Origin of the sequence: Asticcacaulis sp., from assembly GCA_024707255.1 — a bacterium.
GTDB lineage: Bacteria > Pseudomonadota > Alphaproteobacteria > Caulobacterales > Caulobacteraceae > Asticcacaulis.
In genome coordinates this window covers 1,181,326-1,200,181 of sequence record JANQAC010000001.1, presented here as the reverse complement: position 1 = coordinate 1,200,181, position 18,856 = coordinate 1,181,326, and the positions used below count along the sequence as shown (strand labels likewise).

The 18,856-nt window shown below is 60.5% G+C and carries 17 protein-coding genes; 13 read left to right on the top strand and 4 right to left on the bottom strand.

Going from position 1 to position 18,856, the window contains the following annotated elements; all coding sequences use genetic code 11:
* Window positions 1-18 precede the first annotated feature (18 nt).
* The 6 genes from NVV72_05790 to NVV72_05765 all read left to right on the top strand — a co-directional run bounded on the left by NVV72_05790 (window position 19) and on the right by NVV72_05765 (window position 8,936).
* Window positions 19-2,994 carry a 2-oxoglutarate dehydrogenase E1 component gene (locus NVV72_05790; GenBank protein MCR6658866.1) on the top strand — a complete coding sequence of 992 codons (2,976 nt, stop codon included), beginning with the start codon at window positions 19-21 and terminating at the stop codon, window positions 2,992-2,994.
* 76 nt (window positions 2,995-3,070) lie between these two features.
* On the top strand, window positions 3,071-4,600 hold the full coding sequence (gene odhB / locus NVV72_05785) for a 2-oxoglutarate dehydrogenase complex dihydrolipoyllysine-residue succinyltransferase (GenBank protein MCR6658865.1): 1,530 nt from the start codon (window positions 3,071-3,073) through the stop codon (window positions 4,598-4,600).
* A 77-nt stretch (window positions 4,601-4,677) separates the two neighbouring features.
* Window positions 4,678-5,856, top strand: a complete 1,179-nt coding sequence (locus tag NVV72_05780) for a patatin-like phospholipase family protein (protein MCR6658864.1) — start codon at window positions 4,678-4,680, stop codon at window positions 5,854-5,856.
* A 79-nt stretch (window positions 5,857-5,935) separates the two neighbouring features.
* Window positions 5,936-6,478, top strand: coding sequence for a hypothetical protein (locus tag NVV72_05775; protein MCR6658863.1), 543 nt, complete (start codon window positions 5,936-5,938; stop codon window positions 6,476-6,478).
* 106 nt (window positions 6,479-6,584) lie between these two features.
* Window positions 6,585-7,991 (top strand): dihydrolipoyl dehydrogenase, encoded by a 1,407-nt coding sequence (gene lpdA, locus NVV72_05770; GenBank protein ID MCR6658862.1) that lies wholly within the window; start codon window positions 6,585-6,587, stop codon window positions 7,989-7,991.
* 99 nt (window positions 7,992-8,090) lie between these two features.
* Entirely contained in the window at window positions 8,091-8,936 is an 846-nt protein-coding gene (locus tag NVV72_05765; protein ID MCR6658861.1) for a hypothetical protein, read from the top strand.
* On the opposite strand, the gene NVV72_05760 is transcribed toward NVV72_05765, so the two are convergent.
* The 3 genes from NVV72_05760 to NVV72_05750 form a co-directional block, all read right to left on the bottom strand.
* Entirely contained in the window at window positions 8,933-9,451 is a 519-nt protein-coding gene (locus NVV72_05760) for a pyridoxamine 5'-phosphate oxidase family protein (GenBank protein MCR6658860.1), read from the bottom strand. The two genes, NVV72_05765 and NVV72_05760, sit on opposite strands and share 4 nt — an antisense overlap.
* 141 nt (window positions 9,452-9,592) lie before the next feature.
* Entirely contained in the window at window positions 9,593-10,513 is a 921-nt protein-coding gene (locus tag NVV72_05755; protein ID MCR6658859.1) for a glycoside hydrolase family 16 protein, read from the bottom strand.
* Window positions 10,514-10,523: 10 nt separating this feature from the next.
* Entirely contained in the window at window positions 10,524-13,040 is a 2,517-nt protein-coding gene (locus NVV72_05750) for a carbohydate-binding domain-containing protein (GenBank protein ID MCR6658858.1), read from the bottom strand.
* Between the two features lie 466 nt (window positions 13,041-13,506).
* Here NVV72_05750 and NVV72_05745 point away from each other — a divergent pair, with 466 nt between their 5' ends.
* The 7 genes from NVV72_05745 to NVV72_05715 all read left to right on the top strand — a co-directional run bounded on the left by NVV72_05745 (window position 13,507) and on the right by NVV72_05715 (window position 17,097).
* Window positions 13,507-14,244, top strand: coding sequence for a GntR family transcriptional regulator (locus tag NVV72_05745; protein MCR6658857.1), 738 nt, complete (start codon window positions 13,507-13,509; stop codon window positions 14,242-14,244).
* 137 nt (window positions 14,245-14,381) lie between these two features.
* The gene (locus NVV72_05740) at window positions 14,382-14,537 is read left to right on the top strand and encodes a DUF3309 domain-containing protein (protein ID MCR6658856.1); all 156 of its coding nucleotides are present in this window, start codon (window positions 14,382-14,384) and stop codon (window positions 14,535-14,537) included.
* The gene (locus NVV72_05735; protein MCR6658855.1) at window positions 14,534-14,899 is read left to right on the top strand and encodes a hypothetical protein; all 366 of its coding nucleotides are present in this window, start codon (window positions 14,534-14,536) and stop codon (window positions 14,897-14,899) included. Before NVV72_05740 ends, NVV72_05735 begins: the two co-directional genes overlap by 4 nt.
* Window positions 14,844-15,770, top strand: coding sequence for a hypothetical protein (locus NVV72_05730; GenBank protein ID MCR6658854.1), 927 nt, complete (start codon window positions 14,844-14,846; stop codon window positions 15,768-15,770). Before NVV72_05735 ends, NVV72_05730 begins: the two co-directional genes overlap by 56 nt.
* Before the next feature lie 17 nt (window positions 15,771-15,787).
* A complete protein-coding gene (locus NVV72_05725) occupies window positions 15,788-16,276 on the top strand; it encodes a YqcI/YcgG family protein (GenBank protein MCR6658853.1) in 489 nt (162 codons plus the stop codon).
* Entirely contained in the window at window positions 16,236-16,478 is a 243-nt protein-coding gene (locus tag NVV72_05720; GenBank protein MCR6658852.1) for a YqcI/YcgG family protein, read from the top strand. The genes NVV72_05725 and NVV72_05720 overlap by 41 nt, the downstream gene beginning before the upstream one ends.
* Complete coding sequence (locus NVV72_05715) at window positions 16,468-17,097, top strand: urea carboxylase-associated family protein (GenBank protein ID MCR6658851.1); 630 nt, start codon at window positions 16,468-16,470, stop codon at window positions 17,095-17,097. The genes NVV72_05720 and NVV72_05715 overlap by 11 nt, the downstream gene beginning before the upstream one ends.
* A 239-nt stretch (window positions 17,098-17,336) precedes the next feature.
* On the opposite strand, the gene NVV72_05710 is transcribed toward NVV72_05715, so the two are convergent.
* Window positions 17,337-18,785: a GH1 family beta-glucosidase gene (locus NVV72_05710; GenBank protein MCR6658850.1), complete on the bottom strand. Its 1,449-nt coding sequence runs from the start codon at window positions 18,783-18,785 to the stop codon at window positions 17,337-17,339.
* Window positions 18,786-18,856: the final 71 nt, after the last annotated feature.

The following is an 18,856-nucleotide window of genomic DNA, read 5'->3' as shown; positions in this document are numbered from 1 at the left end:
GTCTCGATGGTTGCACACATGGCGGACGATTCCAGTCGGCTTAATCAGGTCTTTGCCGAGACCTCGTTTCTCTACGGCACAAACGCGATCTTCATCGAGATGATGCAGGAGCGCTGGGCGCAGGATCCCAATTCGGTTTCTCCCGAATGGCGCGCCTTTTTCGATTCCCTCATGGACCGGCCGGAAAACGTCGCCGCCAACGCGAATGTCGGTGGCTGGGCGAACCCGGTCAACACGCCGCGCGACGAGCTGATGTCGGCGATGGATGGCGTGTGGCCGGCGGTTCAGGCCAAGGTCGAAAAGGCCATCGCCGCCAAGACGCCGGGCGTTTCGCCGGCTGACCTGCAGGCCGCCTCGCGCGATTCGATCCGCGCTTTGATGCTGATCCGCGCCTTCCGTATCCGCGGCCACCTGCAATCGAACCTCGATCCGCTCGGCCTGGAGCCGGTGCATCAGAATCCGGAACTGACGCCGGAATACTGGGGTTTCACTGCCGCCGACATGGACCGCAGCATCTTCATCGATGGCGTGCTGGGCCTGGAATCGGCCACCCTTAAGGAAATTCTCACCATCGTGCGCCGCACCTATTGCGGCAATGTCGGCGTGCAGTACATGCATATCGCCGATCCGGCCGAAAAGGCGTGGGTCCAGGAACGCATCGAAGGCCGCGACAAGGAAATCTCCTTCACGAAAGAAGGCAAGATCGCCATCCTCAAGAAGCTGATCGAGGCCGAGGGCTTCGAGCGCTTCTGTCATCGTCGCTTCCCCGGCACCAAGCGCTTCGGTCTCGATGGCGGTGAGGCCATGATCCCGGCGTTGGAGCAGATCATCAAGCGCGGCGGCGCGCTCGGCGTTAAGGACATCATCTTCGGCATGGCCCACCGCGGCCGCCTGAACACCCTGACGGCGGTCATGGGCAAGTCCTACCGCGCCATGTTCCACGAATTCGAGGGTGGGTCTTCCCTGCCGGCCGATATCGAAGGTTCGTCGGACGTGAAGTACCACATGGGCGCCTCTTCGGACCGCGCCTTTGACGGCAACACCGTCCACCTGTCGCTAACCGCCAACCCGTCGCACCTTGAAATCGTCAATCCGGTCGTGCTCGGCAAGACGCGCGCCAAACAAGCCTTCCATCTGCGCGGCCAGACCGATGCCGCCACCCTGGCTTCTGAAAAGGGGCCGGATCGCGGCATGGCCATGGGCCTGCTGATCCACGGCGACGCGGCCTTCGCCGGCCAGGGCGTCGGCATGGAATGTCTGGCCCTGATGGACCTGAAGGGCTACCGCACCGGCGGCACCCTGCACTTCGTCATCAACAACCAGATCGGCTTCACCACGGCGCCGCGCTATTCGCGCTCGTCGCCCTATCCGTCGGATGTGGCCCTGATGGCCCGGGCGCCGATCCTGCACTGTAATGGTGACGATCCGGAAGCCGTGGTTTTCGCCGCCAAGATGGCGACCGAGTTCCGCCAGAAGTTCGCCAAGGACGTGGTCATCGATATGTTCTGTTATCGCCGCTTCGGCCATAACGAAGGCGATGACCCCACATTCACCCAGCCGCTGATGTACGCCAAGATCAAGGACCATCCGTCGACGCGCGAACTCTATTCGTCGCGCCTGATCGCCGAGGGCGTGCTGACTCAAGGTGAGGTCGATGGCTTCATCGCCGAGTTTGATGCCTTCCTTGATGCCGAATTCGAAGCCGGCAAGACCTACAAGGCCACCAAGGCCGACTGGCTGGACGGCAAGTGGTCGGGCCTCGGCCTGCCGGAAGAAGACGAGCGCCGGGGCAGCACTTCGGTGCCGCGCGCCAAGCTCGTCGAACTCGGCACCAAGATCACCACGATCCCGAACGATGTCGACGCCCACAAGACCCTGCGCCGCGTCATGGAAGCGCGCCGCCAGATGATCGAGACCGGCGAGAACCTCGACTGGGCCACCGCCGAGTCGCTCGCCTTCACCTCGCTGCTGGATGAAGGCTTCCCGGTCCGCCTGTCAGGTCAGGACTCGATCCGCGGCACCTTCTCCCAACGTCATTCGGCCTTTGTCGATCAGCGCACGGAAAACCGCTACTTCCCGTTCAACCACATCCGTGACGGCCAGGCCCTCTATGAAGGCATCGATTCGGCCCTGTCGGAAGAGGCGGTCCTCGGTTACGAATACGGCTACTCGCTGGCCGACCCGAACACGCTGACCCTGTGGGAAGGCCAGTTCGGCGACTTCGTCAATGGCGCCCAGGTCGTCATCGACCAGTTCATCTCTTCGGGTGAGCGCAAGTGGCTGCGTATGTCGGGTCTCGTCATGCTGCTGCCGCACGGCTACGAAGGCCAGGGGCCGGAGCACTCCTCGGCCCGCCTGGAGCGTTTCCTGCAAATGTGCGCCGAAGACAATATGCAGGTCGCCAACTGCACGACGCCATCGAACTACTTCCACATCCTGCGCCGCCAGATCCACCGGCCGTTCCGCAAGCCGCTGATCCTGATGACGCCGAAATCGCTGCTGCGTCACAAGAAGGCCGTCTCGTCGCTGTCGGAAATCGCCGAGGGCTCGTCCTTCCACCGCGTGCTGCACGATGATGCCGAGCGCAGGCCAGAGGTTTCCGGCATCAAGATCGCCGCGGACGACAAGATCCGCCGCGTGGTGCTGTGCTCCGGCAAGGTCTATTACGACCTGCTCGAAGACCGCGAAAAGAAGCAGATCAAGGACGTCTACCTGATGCGCCTTGAGCAGTTTTATCCGTGGCCGATGAAGTCGCTGATGACCGAACTGGGCCGCTTCAAAAATGCCGAGCTGGTCTGGTGCCAGGAAGAGCCGAAGAACATGGGCGGCTGGACGTTTGTCGAGCCGTGGCTGGAACTGACGCTCGACCGCCTGAACGTCAAGGCCAAGCGCGCCCGTTATGTCGGTCGTCCGGCCTCGGCCTCGACCGCCGCCGGCACGATGAGCCGCCACCTCAAAGAACTCGAAACCTTCTTGAATGAAGCCTTCGCCTAAGGGCGGAGGTTTCCTTTCACGTTTCTCATTCCATTCGCTGAACAGCACACAAAAATTCAAAACTGGAGCCTGACCTATGGCTGACATCCTCGTTCCCGTCCTGGGAGAATCCGTAACCGAAGCCACAATCGCCAAGTGGACGAAAAAGTCCGGCGACACCGTCAAGAAGGACGAGATCCTCGTCGAGCTGGAAACCGACAAGGTTTCGCTCGAAGTGGCCTCGCCTTCGGATGGCGTCCTGCAAATCCTCGTTGGTGAAGGCGAAACCGTCACGCCGGGCGTCGTGCTCGGCACGGTCGGTGGCGCTGGCGCTGTTGCGGCCGCCCCGAAAGCGGCTGCGGTTCCTGCTGCGGCCCCGGCCGCACCTGCTCCGGCAGCCCCTGCGGCTTCAGGCGCGGCTCTGATCGAGGTCAAGACCCCGGTCATGGGTGAATCGGTGGCCGAAGGCACGATCAGCACCTGGTCGAAGAATGCCGGGGACGCCGTGAAGAAGGACGAAGTCCTGGTCGAGATCGAGACCGACAAGGTCGCGGTCGAAGTCTCCGCCCCCGCCGATGGTGTGCTGGTCGAGATCGTTGCCGCCAATGGTGCCACGGTCACACCGGGCCAGACCATCGCCCGCATCTCGACCGACGGCAAGGCCGCCGTTGTCGCCTCGGCCCCGGCCGGGGCTGCACCCGCCGCCCCGGCTGCCGCCGCTACTTCCACTGACAAGCCGCTGTCGCCCGCCGTGCAGCGCATTGTTTCCGAAACCGGCCTCGATCCGAACAGCGTTTCGGGCACCGGCAAGGATGGCCGCATCACCAAGGGCGACGCCCTGGCTGCCCTCTCGACCCCGGCACCGGCCGCTTCGGCGCCGGTTCCGGCGCCGGTTGCTACCGCCCCGGTCGCGCCGCGCGCCACCGGTCCGCGCGAAGAACGCGTGAAGATGACCCGCCTGCGCCAGACCATCGCCCGCCGCCTGAAAGAGTCGCAGAATACGGCCGCCCAGTTGACGACCTTCAACGAGGTCGACATGACCACGGTCATGGCCCTGCGCAATACCTACAAGGACGCTTTTGAAAAGCGTCACGGTGTCAAGCTCGGCTTCATGTCGTTCTTCGCCAAGGCCGTCGTCGCTGCCCTGAAGGATATCCCGGCGGTCAATGCCGAGATCGACGGCACCGATATCATCTACAAGAACCACTATGACCTCGGCATCGCCGTCGGCACCGAAAAGGGCCTGGTGGTTCCGGTCCTGCGCGATGTCGATACCCTGTCGCTCGCCGGCATCGAAAAGGGCATTGCCGCGCTCGGAAAGCAGGCCCGTGACGGCACGCTGACCATCGATCAGTTGCAGGGTGGCACCTTCACGATCACTAACGGCGGCATCTACGGGTCGCTGATGTCGACGCCGATCCTCAACATGCCCCAGGTCGGTATCCTGGGTATGCACAACATCGTGCAGCGTCCGATGGTGGTGAATGGCCAGATCGTCGCCCGCCCGATGATGTACCTGGCGCTCTCCTATGATCACCGTATCGTCGATGGCAAGGAAGCGGTCACCTTCCTGGTTCGCATCAAGGAAGGTCTGGAAGACCCGCAGCGCTTTATCCTCGACGTCTAAGTCACCATAGTTTTGAGTGCGTTTGGCCCGCCGTCATGGTAATCCGTGACGGCGGGTTTTCGTTGTGGAATGTGCAAATGAAGCGTCTTTTCGTCGTATTGCTGTTCACCGGTCTGACCGGTTGCCTGACCGTACCGCGCGATGCCACCGTATTGAATGAAGCGGCGGCGGCCAGTGTGCCGGAATTTCCCAATGCCCGCTTCAATGCCGATGATCCGACCCTGGCCGGCCGGCTGGAAACAGACATGCGCGCCACGGCCGCCAAGACGCCCGCCAGTGGCCCCTACCAGATACTGGCCCTGTCCGGCGGTGGCGCGGATGGCGCTTTTGGCGCCGGGGTGCTGATCGGCTGGACCGAACGGGGCGACCGGCCGCAGTTCAATGTCGTGACCGGTGTCTCGACCGGCGCCCTCATCGCGCCGTTTGCTTTTCTTGGCCCGGACTATGACGCCCGGCTGCGCGATGCCTATACCAGCGGTGCGGCGGCCAAGCTGACGCACAAGCGCGGCCTTTACGCCGCCTTCACGCCGGGCATTTTCCAAGCTGGCCAACTGCGTGATCTGGTGGCGCGCTATATCGATGACGACCTGCTGGCTGCCATTGCCCGCGAACATCTGAAAGGCCGGCGGCTGTTCGTCGCCACTACCAATCTCGACAGCCAGGAAGGCGTGGTCTGGGATCTGGGCGCCATCGCCCTGGAAGCGCAGACCCACCCTTATAAGCGGGTGGCAGCGCGCGAGTTATTCTGCAAGGTGCTGGTGGCCTCGGCCAGCGTGCCTGGAGCCTTCGCGCCGGTGATGATCGAGACCGATACGGTTGGCGACCAGAATCCGGATGCCATGGGGCCGAAGGGCCATCCGCTGCAGGAAATGCACGTCGATGGCAGCGTGACTCTGCCGTTCTTCATCCTGCCGGAATCGATGCTCGACTGGACTGTGCCGGCCGATCTGCGCCACGGCGGCCATGTCTATGTGCTGGTCAATGGCAAGATCAATCCGGCCTATGCGGTGACGAAGAACAATGCCGTCACCATTGCCGCCCGCAGCCTGGAAACCATTACCAAGGCCCAGGCGCGCGTCACCCTGGTGGCGCTGAAAGCCTTTGCCAAGCGCAATGATCTCAGCATGTCGGTTACGGCCATGCCGGATGACTTCATCGATGGCGGGATGCTGGCCTTCGATACCGAAAGCATGAACAAGGTCTTTGACAAAGGCTACGCTCTCGGCCTGTCACCGCAGAACTGGACCGATAAATAAGCCACAGTTGCAGGACTGGCCAATGCCCGTCCTTTGGGTTAAGCTCATCTTAATCATAAACCCATGGACAGGTGACAGGATGAAGTATGTTAGGGGCTTCCTCGTTCTGGTGGTGATTGTTTACGTCGCCTGGATCGCTTTCCCGGTCGTCAAAGCCTTTCTGTTTCCACCGGTCGATAACGGCCCGACGATCGCGTCGCGGTCTATGGATTCCACCGATTATTCCGGCGGTTTCAATGCGCCTATGCCTGGTGAACAGGTCGCGCCGATGACCGATTCCATCCAGGGCGATACGGCGGTGACGGCGATCGTCACGGACAACCAGCCCGTGGTCTGGCTGTGGGGCGCGGTGATTACGCTGTACCTGCTGGCGGCCTTTCTTCATGCCAACGGCAATTTCCGCGCCGCCTTTATCTACATGCTGGGGTTCGCGGCCGACCTGATCCTGACCTATCTGACCAATGGTGACCGCAGCCTGGGCCTGGCCGACAAGCTGTTCAACGTGCTGTCCGGCTGGGATCCGCGCTATACCCTGACCCTGGTGGCCCTGGTTCTGGGCTTTTTCATCTACATGTCGCGCTTCCGGCCGATACCGAAGGTCGGGCGCGCCGCGCTGTCCTGATCCGGGGCGCAAAAAAGTCCTCAAGCCTTGCGTAATTGACTTGACCCGAAGGGGCGAGGCTCCTAGCTAACGCTCAACAGATTTCCTTATGTGAGAGGGCTTTCGCATGGCTGACGACAATTTCGACGTAGTGATCATCGGCGGTGGTCCCGGCGGCTATAATGCGGCCGTCCGCGCCGGCCAGCTTGGCCTGAAAACCGCCATCGTCGAGTCGCGCGGCGTGCTGGGCGGCACCTGCCTGAATGTCGGCTGTATGCCCTCAAAGGCCCTGCTGCACGCTTCGGAACTGTTCGAAGCGGCCGGTCATGAGTTCAGCACCATCGGCATCGATGTGCCGGCGCCGAAGCTCAATCTCGTCCAGATGATGAAGGCCAAGCAGGACAGCGTCACGGCGCTTACCAAGGGCGTCGAGTTCCTGATGAAGAAGAACAAGGTCACCTACTATACCGGCTTCGGCAAGATCGCCGGCCCCGGAAAAGTGACCGTGACCGGTAATGACGGCACGACTTCGAACCTGACCACGAAGAACATCGTCATCGCCACCGGCTCGGAGCCGACCCCGCTGCCGGGCGTCGATGTCGACCAGAAGCAGATTGTCGATTCCACCGGCGCCCTGTCGCTGCCCGCCGTGCCGAAGTCGCTGGTTGTCGTCGGCGCCGGCATTATCGGCCTCGAACTGGGTTCCGTCTGGCGCCGCCTCGGCGCGCAGGTGACGGTGGTCGAGTTCCTCGATCGCATCACGCCGGGCATGGATACGGAAACGGCGACCGCCTTCCAGAAGACCCTCACCAAGCAGGGCTTCACGTTTAAGCTCGGCACCAAGGTCACCTCGGCCAAAACCGGCGCGAAGGGTGTGGAACTGACGCTGGAGCCCGCCGCCGGTGGCGCACAGGAAAAGCTCAATGCCGATGTGGTGCTGGTGGCCATCGGCCGCCGTCCGTACACCAAGGGCCTGGGGCTGGAATCGGTGGGCGTTACGCCGGACCAGCGCGGCTTTATCCCGACCAACCACTTCAAGACCTCGGCGCCGGGCGTCTGGGCCATTGGCGACGTGATTCTGGGGCCAATGCTGGCGCACAAGGCTGAGGAAGACGCGGTTGCCTGTATCGAACTGATCGCTGGCAAGGCCGGTCACGTCGATTACAACCTGGTGCCGTCGGTCGTCTATACCTTCCCGGAAGTCGCCCGGGTCGGCCAGACCGAAGAGCAGGTCAAGGCATCAGGCGTGGCCTACAAGACCGGCAAGTTCCCCTTCATGGCCAACAGCCGCGCCAAGATCAACCACGAGACAGAGGGCTTTGTGAAGTTCATCGCCGATGCCAAGACCGATAAGGTGCTGGGCGTGCACATGATGGGCCCGCAGGTCGGCGAAATGGTCGGCGAAGTCTGCGTGCTGATGGCCTTTGGCGGCGCATCGGAAGACTTGGCGCGCACCTGCCATCCGCACCCGACCCGTTCCGAAGCGGTGCGCCAGGCGGCCATGGGCGTCGAAAACTGGACCATGCAGATGTAGGCGGGTGGGACTAAACAGCCATCACAAAAGGTTTAAAAAAGGCAGATAGGGATATGAGCCGGTCCGGGAGGGCCGGCTCAGTTTGTTTGGGGGGAAAGAATGCGTACGATGCTGGCTTGTGCTTTGCTGTGCGGTTTCGTGGCCGCGCCGTTGGAGGCCCAATCTAAGATCCGCATGGAAAAGCTGGTGGTGGCGTCGAAACCCTATGTCGAGGCGGCCCTCAATACGCCTATAGATACGCTGACGACAAAAGCCGCCAAAGAGCCGGCTGCACGCGATGAAGCTATTCTAGGTTTGGCCATGTTAGCCGGACGTCCTCAGCTGGACGATATCCAGGAGGTCATGGTCACTCAGCAGCTTGAGGATATGGAAGTGCGTCTTTTACCGCAATCGGATGCCTATCTGGAAGCGCATCCAGGTATAGATATTCGGACAGTGAATTGGGTACGGGTACTGGAGCCGACACCCGCTGAGTTGCTGACAGTTGCGCATTATCAACAACATTACTCGGCGGACTACTGGTTGGGTCTGGCTCTGACATATCGGAATATGCCGGTCTATTCTGCCGGAAGATTTAACGTTATGGGCACTGGTAGAACCACCGGCGGCGGTGGCGGTCACCCCACGCAAGGTTCTTCCGCATTGTACAATACCGATTTTGTAATCAAGAAAGATATTCTAATGACCGCTGCCGCATGTGTACAATCTGTACGCATAGCCGCTGGATTGAAGTATAGAGGGCCACGAGATTTGCCTACTATTGTGGTGCTCATGCGTAAATTTCCTTATCTAGATATCGACAATATCCTTGCAAACGACGAAATCCGATCTAAGGAATTCACGGAATATGTACGAGGGGCTGATGCTTGTGGTACAGCAGCGCAGTTCCAGATGTATGCCGAGACGTTGAGAAAAGCCGAACTAACTGCGGAGGCAGCACCCTAAATCTGTAAATTGGCTTTGCCAAATTTGCCGACATCCGGCTGGTCGCCGGTTACCAGCGTCTTCAAATAGGCCAGGCCCATGATAACCGGGCCGGGGCCATGCCAGAATTCGGCGTCCTCGGCTTCAAAGCGGATCAGGACCAGATGCGGATCATCCTTGCCTTCCGGGAACCACGCCTTGTTGGCGTCATTCCAATATTCGTCGATGACTGCGCGGTCGCGTTCCAGATAGGCCTGGCCGGAAACCGACACATAGGCTTGTTTGCCGTTATCGGCATAGGTCAGCAGGGCATGTGGATTTTGCGCGATCTCGTGGGCTTTGCGGCTGTCGCCGGAGGTGAAAAACCACAGTGTGCCATCAAACTCATCCTGCGAATCCTTCAGGTTCTGGGCGATCATCGGCCGGGCGTGGAAGATGCGGCCTGAGTCATCGGTCGTGGCCAGTTGCGCCACGCGGATATCCTTGATCAGCGACCAGATTTTTTCGCGCGCCTCGGCGCCATGCAGCGTGTCCATGTGAAACCTCCTTGGAAAGAGGCTCACCATGGGCTTTGGGTCATAAGGATACGATCAGAACCTCCAAATCCCGATGTCGGGATTTGGCAAGGGCAAGGCCCGTCGACGCCTTTGCGTCGAGCCTGCGCGGCCTCTGAGCGCTTAAGGCTTCTGATAAACCTTCACATAATCGATCTGGAAGGTTTTGGGGAAGATGGTGTCATCGACCGTTCCCGGCCAGTCGCCACCAATCGCCAGGTTGAGCAGCAGGAACTGCGGTTCGTCGAAGGGCCATTGGTCGTGGCCGGTATGGGCGTTGGTATAGGTCTGGTAGACCGTGCCGTCGACGCCGATCTCGATCTTCTCCGCCGTCCATGTCATCTGGTAGATGTGGAAATCCGTGCAGGCCGTGGGCACGGAAATATGCGTGCCGCCAGTGACGCCGGTATTGACCGTCTGCTGGTTATGGAGCGTGCCGTAGATGGTGGTATCGGAATTGACCTGTTCCATGATGTCGATCTCGCCGGCGCCCGGCCAGGAACCGTTTTCCCCCAGCATCCAGATGGCCGGCCAGGTGCCCTGACCGCAAGGCAGCTTGGCGCGGACCTCGAAATAGCCGTAGGTCCAGCTCTTCTTGCCCTGGGTGATCAGGCGGGCCGAAGTATAATGCTGGCCGCCGTAATCGGCAGCCGAGGTCAGGTCTTCCTTGCGCGCGGTGATCGACAGGATGCCGCCGGTGATGCTGGAATTTTCCAGCCGGTTTGCGGCGTAATACTGCTTTTCGTTATTGTACCAGCCGGTGGCATTGGCCTGGGTATCATAGGACCAGACGGTGGAATCCGGCAGGCCGTCGGTCGAGAAGTCATCTTCCCAAACGAGACTATAACCTGCCGGCGCACCGATCGAACTGGATGAGGATGAGCTGCTGGAAGAAGACGATGATGACGACGAGGAGGCGGATGAAGACGAACTGCCACCACCGCCGGTGCTGATCCCGCCGCCGCCCCCGCCGCCACAGGCCGAAAGCGCGCTGGCGGTCAGGACGATAAAAGCGGCCGCGCCGATGATCTTTTGTCTGTGCATGTGTTTCCCCCTATTTTACTGTAACGATCCGGCTGAACCGCTGGTCATCCGGCGCCACCGACCGCACTTCGACCGGCCCCTTCACCTCCACGGCGTCATGATAGGTCCGCCAATTGCCGCCGTGGGTGCGGTATTGAATTTTAAGATCACCATAGGCCAGGTTGGCTTCGAAAATGCCGCCGGTGATGCGGGCGCCTGGCGGCGGCAGACGATAGGCGACCTGTTCCCGGTCCAGTTCGGCCAGGCGTGGCGTCAGGCGGTCATTGAAAGTCTGCCAGTCGGCCAGCAGTGCTTTCCCATCGACCTGGCGGTCGCCATAGCTGTAGGACTTGCCGGGGACATAGGCGGGTTCCCAGGCGCCGGTATGCCAGGCGCGTTCAGCGAGCGCCAGCACGCGCGGATAGAACATGTAGTCGGCGATGCTGTCGGCGCGCACACCCTCGCTCCACAATTGGCCCTGCATCCCGGTGATCTTACGGCCGGCCTCCAGCGGCTCGGTATCGGCGATGGTCTGGCCGTGGGCCTGGATATCGGTCATGATGCTGGCATTGGCCGCCAGGTTTTCCGGCATGAAGGCGAAGACCTTGAAGAGGTCGGTGCCGCGCGACGCCCAGTCCATGCCGCGCTCTTTCGGATCGGGTGCATAGGGCATGTCGAGATAGAGGACTTCGGGCGTCGACATCACGATATCCCAGCCGCGGTTGGCCTGGCGGTAGGCTTCGGCCACGCCACCGCTGAACAGGCCGCCCCAGCTATTGGACTGCACCTGCTTCGGCATCTCATCAGGCTTCACATGGCCCATGCCGTCGCTCCAGCCGGCGGGCTCTATCCCTTTTCGGCCCAGCATCTGCGATACCTGGGTGATGAAATAGGGGGTCATATGTGCCGGGTCGAGGCCCTTTGCCTTCACCAGCGCCTGACAGCCGGGGGAATTGGTCCAGGCGCCGGCGGTTTCATCGGCGCCGATATGGTAGATTTTCAGCGGTACGCCGGCCTCATCGTGCATCGCCTTGATATCGTCGATCACGGTTTCGATGAAATGATAGGTCGAGGGGATACAGACGTTCAGCGTATTGTCGTTATAGTGCTGGATCGAGTCGTAGACCGTTTTGTCGTCCGGATCCTGCAGGCGGAATTCATTGGCGGCGTCCGGCTTGCCCTCGGCCATCAGGCGGCGGTAACGCGCCTCCATCGAACGCACGGCGGCGCGCGAATGGCCCGGCATGTCGAACGAGGGAATGACCTCGATATGACGGGCGGCAGCGGCCTTGACGATCTCGATATAGTCGGCGCGACTTAAGTAGCCATCGACGATTTTCGAGCCTTGCGGACCAGCGCCTAACTGCGGCAGCAGGCAGGTGTCTTCCTTCAGGTCATGGCAGCGATGACTGCCGATCTCGGTCAGTTCCGGCAGGGCGCCGATGGCCAGCCGCCAGCCCTCGTCATCGCCAAGATGCAGGTGCAGACGGTTGAGCTTGTACTCGGCCATCTGATCGATGGTGTTGAGGATAAAGGCCTTGGAATGGAAGTTGCGCGCCAGGTCGATATGCAGGCCGCGGAAACCGAAGCGCGGCGCGTCGCTGATCTCGATCGGCTTCAGGCGGTTATGCTCGAAAGCCGCCTGCTGTGACAGGCTTTCTATAGCGTAGGCGGCGCCGGCGGCATCGGCCGCGGTGATGGCGATTTTACCGTTTTGCGCCAGCAAGTGATAGGATTCCGGCTGGCCCGCACCAATGGTGATTTCGACAGGCACGCCGCGCGAGGTCAGCTTCAGGTGGGAAGCATCGAGCGCCGCTTTGATATCCGGAATAGCCAGGCCATTGAGTTTGACAGTCATACCAGTCGTCAGATTGAGGGCCTGGCCTCCCAGGTGCTTCGCTGAAACCGGAGTCGGCAGGATGATAATGTCGGGCTTGGCCTGTGCCACCTGACGGGAAGCATTCTGCACGAAGGCGCGCTCCGGCGTCAGCCATTGTGTGGCGTCTTTCGGGCCTTTGCGGGTGGTGGCCTCGTCTGTGATCGGCGTCACAAAAGGCAGGGATTCGAGGCCGGTCGCCGGATCGAATGTGGTGCGCGAGGCGGCGATAGTGGCGGGAGCCGCGCCATCCGTCACGATATAGGCATTGGGCATGGCCAGATATTCGGAGGGCGCATGGCCGGCCCAGGTGAACGAATAGGTCTCGCCAGGCGTGAAGGTGGCACCGGCCTTTGGCGTCAGTTTATAGTTGTCGCCATTGATATGGGTGAGGTCGAACACGCTGTCGCCAACAGGCTCCACTGGACTGACCGAGCCGAAATAGAGTGCCCAGGCATTTTTTGGGGCGTCGCTCCTGGGTAGGGTCAGGTCGAGGCGGGTATTGAAACCGTCCTGAGTGGCATTGGGCACCACGGTCAGTTTGTAGCCAAGTTGATCGGCGAAACTGGCTACAGCCGGTGCTGCGATGGCTGCCCTGGCCGGCATGAGCGCGGTAGCCGATAGCAGGGTAGCGGCAAGCAGGCTTTTCAGGCTGTGTGATGTATGCTGCATGTCCATGCCTCTCCCCAAGCTTTTTGTTCTCGTCGCAGGTTGGCGCACTGCCGGCACCTTGTCAATTCTTAGACAAGACCTGTGATGGATATTTAAGTATCCAATATAGAACCAATGGCCGCTATCTGATCTTATTTCAAATTGATTTTATTGCCTTATTTGATGACGCTCCCTGATAATACCAATTTCTTTCGCAGATCACTGCGTAGTGAGGGGGACTTTGCGGTCGCCCGTAAAATTCAGAATAGAGTATTTTTATATAACTGTTTTTCAAGGAGGATTTTGTCGTCATATGACTTTGCATTTGATACGGCTCTATATCAATTCGCCTTTGCCAAGGATTGACGAGATAATACCAGTGCAATAGATTGCACATTCAAAACGGCGTTTTTTTGAGCGGTGATTCAGATCCGGCCTTTTATGGATTGCCGACCAAAAACAGACCTAAAACAATTGGGAAGAACAGATGTCATTTATTGAAACCGTCGGCAGGCTGGTCAGCGACGATCCGGCGCCCCTGTATATGCAGCTTCAGAAGGTGCTGCGGGATGCCATCCTGTCGCGCGTTCTCAGCCCCGAGGCCGCCATCCCGCCGGAGCGCGACCTGGCGGAGGAGTTTGGCGTCTCGCGCCTCACCGTGCGCAAGGCGGTCGATGGCCTGGTCAGTGAGGGGCTGATCACGCGCCGCCGCGGCGCCGGCACCTTTGTCGCCAGCCGGGTTGAAAAAAGCTTCTCCAAGCTGTCGTCCTTTTCCGAGGACATGATCTCGCGCGGCCGCGTGCCGCATTCGGAGTGGCTGTCTAAATCCGCCGGGGCGGTAACGCCCGAAGAATCGCTGTCGCTGGGCCTCTCCCCCGGCACGCTCGTCTATCGTTTCCAGCGCCTGCGCTATGCCGACGGCCAGACCATGGCGCTCGAAAGTTCGACCATTCCCGGTTATTGCCTGCCGGCGCCGGGCGTGGTCGAGGATTCGCTCTATGCCGCGCTCGATGCTGCTGGCAATCGGCCGGTGCGCGCCCTGCAACGCCTGCGCGCCATCTCCTTCAGCGCCGACCAGGCGGAAATCCTTGGCATCCGTCCGGGAGATGCCGGCCTCTTCATCGAACGCCGCGGCTTTCTCGCTGATGGCCGCGCCGCCGAATTTACCCAGAGCTGGTATCGCGGCGACGCCTATGACGTGGTGGCAGAGCTTAATCGCGTTTGATCCGGCGGTTATCGCGCGCTCCGGCGAGCCATAGCCGGCCATCCCTCACTTACAATTCGCGGCGGGGCTGCGCATGTAATCCTTACGTGCGCGTCAGTATGCTCGACCTCACACACAGATTTGAGGGAGTTTGCGCCATGTTGGGCACCATACTGATTGTCGTCCTGATCCTGCTGTTGATCGGCGCACTGCCGTCGTGGAATCACAGCCGGAGCTGGGGATATGGGCCAAGCGGTGGCCTCGGCCTGGTCGCTGTCATTGTCATCATTCTCGTCCTGACGGGGCGACCGTGATGGGCAAAAACGGCATCTATATTCTCTGTGGCGCGGCGCTCCTGGCCATCGTCGTCATTTTCCTGCTCAACATGCCGGATAAGCGCAGCGGCCCCGAACGCGTCGGTGACGCGGTGGAAGCCCTGCCTCAGGGCGTCGACAAGGCCGGCGACCAGCTCAAGGATCGCAACCCGGTCGAAAAAGGCGGGCGACGCCATCGAAAAGAAAACCAACTAGATTTTCAGATTTTAACGGCGCGCATCGTGTTAAACGGAGCTGATTTCAATGGGCCTTGTGTCAGACGCAAGACATCCGCCTGGCGCGTCCGTGGGCCACGCGCCCGCGCCAGTCCCGCCATGGTATCGGGATTTTACCTGGCGTGACGGACACCTGGAAATCCGCAAGACCGCCATACGGTTGCGACTCGATCGCCATCTGGTGGCTGAAATCGCTTCCTGGGTGGTGTGGCTGGCCATTCTGATGACGGTGGCTACCTGGGCTCGGCTGACGTGCCGGACCGTGAAGCGCCTGGCCTTCGTGCCGGATCGGCCGCGCCCGTGGTATCTGCTCGGCGGCGCGGCGCGCTGGGCAGGCATCGAATGCGGGGGACGTCAGGCTGAGGCCGACGCGGTGGTTTATTTTGATGATGTCACGTCGGGCCAGCCGCCGGCCAGCCTCAATGCGCGTCGGCTGAATTTTGCCTGCACCGATATCAGCAAGGGCCATGTCGCCAGGGTTTTTGAAGAGGTTTTCGGCTATCCGCTGCTGGTCGACCCGGAAACGGCTCAGGGGAATATCGTTGCCAAATCCGAGACGAACGGCGTCCATGACGGGCGCATTGTTACGGCGCCAACACAGCGTCGTGATGGCTTTTGCTACCAGCGCCTGATCGACACGGCCGGGCCGGACGGCTATTGCCGCGACCTGCGCACACCCTGTGTCGGCGGACGCCCCGTAGTTGTCTGGATCAAGCTCAAACCGGAAGGCAGCCGCTTCGCCATCCATAACCGCAAGGCCGTGCTGCGCGATCCAGCCGAGGTCTATTCACCTGAGGAACTGGCGCTGATTACGGCGTTCAATGCGCGGATGGGCCTCGATTGGGGCGGACTGGACATCCTGCGCGACCGCGATGGCCGCCTCTATATCGTCGACGTCAACAAGACCGATGTCGGCCCGGTCATCGCCTTGTCGTGGCGAGACAAGATCATTTCCATGAACCGCCTGTCCGCGGCCTTGAAAAGACTGATTACATAAAGAGTACCGCCATGTTTATGACTGATATCAAAGCTGATGACCTGACCGCGCAATTCCGCGCCATGATCCGTGAGGCAAAATACCCTTGTGTCGGCGCCAAATCGGCGCTCAATCACGACCACATCGATATCCTCGTGGCCGTGGATATCCGCTGCCCGGCGGACGACGCCCGCATTCATTCCGCCCTGGCCGGGTTCGCCGCGCGCTACAAGGCTGATCCGCAACCGTTTCAAAGTCTGGCGGTGCTGTTTCGTGGTCCGGAAGATTTATCGGAAAAGGGGTTCGAGCAGGCCCTGTGGCAGAGGGTGCAGGCTCTGTCTGATATCGATGCCGCGAAGCACCAACCCTACGACCCGCGTGTAAGCCCCGATGCCGGCGATCCGCATTTTTCGCTCAGCTTCGGCGGCGAAGCCTTTTTTCTCATTGGCCTGAACCCGCAAAAGCAGCCGCCCGGCGCGGCGCTTCATGACGCCGGCCCTGGTTTTCAATCCGCACGACCAGTTTGAACGCCTGCGTGCCCAGGGACGTTATGAAACCTTGAGTCAGGCGATTATCAGCCGCGATATCGCCCTCGCCGGTACACCTAATCCGATGCTGGCCGTGCATGGCGATGTATCCGCCGCCCGACAATACAGCGGGCGAGCCGTTTCCGAAAACTGGCGGTGCCCTTTTGAACCGCACCATGAGGCATTGAACCATGATCGCTGATGATATGACCACCGAAGGCCGTCGCATTGAAATTCCCGCCCGTCACGGCGCCGCCTTCCGGCTGAACCGTGGCCAGCGCCTGCGGGTGATTGACCCCCAGGGCGAGCAGGTATCGGACATGCTGGCCTTCAATGCCCACGATATCAACGAAGTGATCTCGTCCGGCCGGTCGCTCGACTATGCCTCCAAGCTGTTCCTGACGACGGGTGATCCGCTCTATTCCAATCGCTCCAACATCATGCTGAAAATCATGGAGGATACGGTCGGACGGCATGATTTCCTGCTGACGCCCTGCTCGAAGGATACGTTCCGCATCATCTATGGCGATGAACATCCGCACCAGGGCTGCTTCGGCAATCTGGCTCATGCGCTTGAACCCTATGGCGTGACCCCTGACCAGATCCCAACCGCGTTCAATATTTTCATGAACGTCAATATCGCGCCAGATGGCTCATTCACGGTTGACGCGCCTAAGAGCAAAGCCGGGGATCACATCCTTTTTGAGGCCCATATGGACCTGATCGTCGCCCTGACCGCCTGCTCGGCCCTGCAATCCAACAACTATGCCTTCAAGCCTATCCATTATGTCATCGAGACTGTGCAACTGGATGCGATTTAAAAAAAAAGCCCGTGAAGACCAGGGGCTTCACGGGAATATTGTGTTCGGGGTTGAGACCGAAACAGCCAGTTGGGGAAGAACGGGCCGTACCCTGCGCGAAACAGCAGGCACGGCACCCTTCAAGCATAGCCTCGCGGCTATAGCAGGGAGTTTTCCCGTAGTCCGTGCCGGCCGTCAAGCACAATTGTCATCGATGTCATAATTTTAATCCAGCGCGACCACTCCCGGCGAGGCGCGTTTTATATCGTGCGGTTGGCCTTGGCGACCTGTCCGTACCAGCGGCCGGAGTCCTTGATCGTGCGCTTCTGGTCGTTGGCGAAATCGACGTAAGTCAGGCCGAACCTTTGGGAGTAACCGGCGGCCCATTCAAAATTGTCCATCAGGCTCCAGGCATGATACCCGCGTACCGGCACGCCGTCATGGATGGCGCGCGACAGGGCGTCGAGATGGCCTTTGTAATAGGCGATGCGTTTGGGGTCGTGAACCGCGCCTGTGGCGTCGGGCCCGACATTATAGGCGGCGCCGTTTTCGGTGATCTCGATAGGACGGCTGCCGGTGACGGCCTGTATCCGCTTCAGGATGTCGTAGAAGCCCTGCGGATAGATATCCCAGCCGAAATCGGTCTTTTCGTGGTCGCCGAAGGCCCATTCGGTATCGGGTAACAGCAGGCCGGGTACGCCCGAAGGCTTTTGCGCATCCCAGACGCGGGTGCGCGAATAGTAGTTGATACCGATGAAATCGAGGTCGGCCTGCATCAGCTTGTCGTCGCCGGGCAGAAAGCCCAGAAGCTCATTTTGCCTGTCCGCTGGCAGAACGCCGTCCGGATAGGCGCCGGTCAGAACGGACTGGACGAACCACAGGTTCGACAGCTTGTCCATGAAGACGGCGGCGGCCTTATCGGCGTCTGATTCGGTCGAGGCGATCTGTGGCGAGACGTCAAACACCGAGCCGATTTTCAAGCCTGGATTCACCGCTTTCATCGCCTTGAACCCCATGCCGTGCGCCAGGTTGACCGTATGGGTCGCCTTGAAAAAGGCCAGCGGATCCTTGCGGCCCGGCGCCCACGCGCCCTGCCAGTAACCGATCTGGGTGAACGCTTTGGATTCGTTGAACAGCGACCAGCTTTGGACGCGGTCACCCAGGGCACGCGCCATGATATCAGCATAGTCGGCGAAGCGCTGGGCGGTGTCGCGGCTTGGCCAGCCGCCACGGTCTTCCAGTTCCTGCGGCAGATCCCAGTGATAGAGGGTCGGCAGGGGGCGGATGCCGGCTTCGAGCAGGGCATCGGTCAGGCGGGAATAATAGTCGAGGCCCTTCTGATTGGCCGGGCCGGTGCCATCGGGCTGGATGCGCGTCCAGGCAGTCGAGAAGCGGTAGGATTTCAGGTTCATGGCCTTCAGCAGGGCCACGTCTTCCAGGTATTTGTGATAGCTGTCGCAGGCCACGCGGCCGGTATCGCCGTTCAGGATCTTGCCGGGCACCAGGGTGAAGCGGTCCCAGATGGATTCGCCCTTGCCGTCTTCATTCCAGGCGCCTTCCACCTGATAGGCGGCTGTTGCCGCGCCCCAGATGAAGCCTTCGGGAAAGGTGCCTTCGACGAACTTTCCGGGCTTTTTGGCATGGGCGGCGGGGGCCAGGGTCGCTGCACCCAGGGCCAGGGCGGAGGTAAGAAGTTCGCGGCGATTCATGAGGGTTTCCTGTGGGAGCAGTGTTTTTTCAGTATTTGTTCAACAGGTGATTGAAACTGACATCGATGTCA

What these genes read in the sequence shown, in the direction of transcription:
- NVV72_05790 (MCR6658866.1), top strand. Translation starts at nt 19, where the DNA reads ATGGCGGACGATTCCAGTCGGCTTAATCAGGTCTTTGCCGAGACCTCG.
- odhB (MCR6658865.1), top strand. Translation starts at nt 3,071, where the DNA reads ATGGCTGACATCCTCGTTCCCGTCCTGGGAGAATCCGTAACCGAAGCC.
- NVV72_05780 (MCR6658864.1), top strand. Translation starts at nt 4,678, where the DNA reads ATGAAGCGTCTTTTCGTCGTATTGCTGTTCACCGGTCTGACCGGTTGC.
- NVV72_05775 (MCR6658863.1), top strand. Translation starts at nt 5,936, where the DNA reads ATGAAGTATGTTAGGGGCTTCCTCGTTCTGGTGGTGATTGTTTACGTC.
- lpdA (MCR6658862.1), top strand. Translation starts at nt 6,585, where the DNA reads ATGGCTGACGACAATTTCGACGTAGTGATCATCGGCGGTGGTCCCGGC.
- NVV72_05765 (MCR6658861.1), top strand. Translation starts at nt 8,091, where the DNA reads ATGCGTACGATGCTGGCTTGTGCTTTGCTGTGCGGTTTCGTGGCCGCG.
- NVV72_05760 (MCR6658860.1), bottom strand. Translation starts at nt 9,451, where the DNA reads ATGGACACGCTGCATGGCGCCGAGGCGCGCGAAAAAATCTGGTCGCTG.
- NVV72_05755 (MCR6658859.1), bottom strand. Translation starts at nt 10,513, where the DNA reads ATGCACAGACAAAAGATCATCGGCGCGGCCGCTTTTATCGTCCTGACC.
- NVV72_05750 (MCR6658858.1), bottom strand. Translation starts at nt 13,040, where the DNA reads ATGCAGCATACATCACACAGCCTGAAAAGCCTGCTTGCCGCTACCCTG.
- NVV72_05745 (MCR6658857.1), top strand. Translation starts at nt 13,507, where the DNA reads ATGTCATTTATTGAAACCGTCGGCAGGCTGGTCAGCGACGATCCGGCG.
- NVV72_05740 (MCR6658856.1), top strand. Translation starts at nt 14,382, where the DNA reads ATGTTGGGCACCATACTGATTGTCGTCCTGATCCTGCTGTTGATCGGC.
- NVV72_05725 (MCR6658853.1), top strand. Translation starts at nt 15,788, where the DNA reads ATGACTGATATCAAAGCTGATGACCTGACCGCGCAATTCCGCGCCATG.
- NVV72_05720 (MCR6658852.1), top strand. Translation starts at nt 16,236, where the DNA reads ATGACGCCGGCCCTGGTTTTCAATCCGCACGACCAGTTTGAACGCCTG.
- NVV72_05715 (MCR6658851.1), top strand. Translation starts at nt 16,468, where the DNA reads ATGATCGCTGATGATATGACCACCGAAGGCCGTCGCATTGAAATTCCC.
- NVV72_05710 (MCR6658850.1), bottom strand. Translation starts at nt 18,785, where the DNA reads ATGAATCGCCGCGAACTTCTTACCTCCGCCCTGGCCCTGGGTGCAGCG.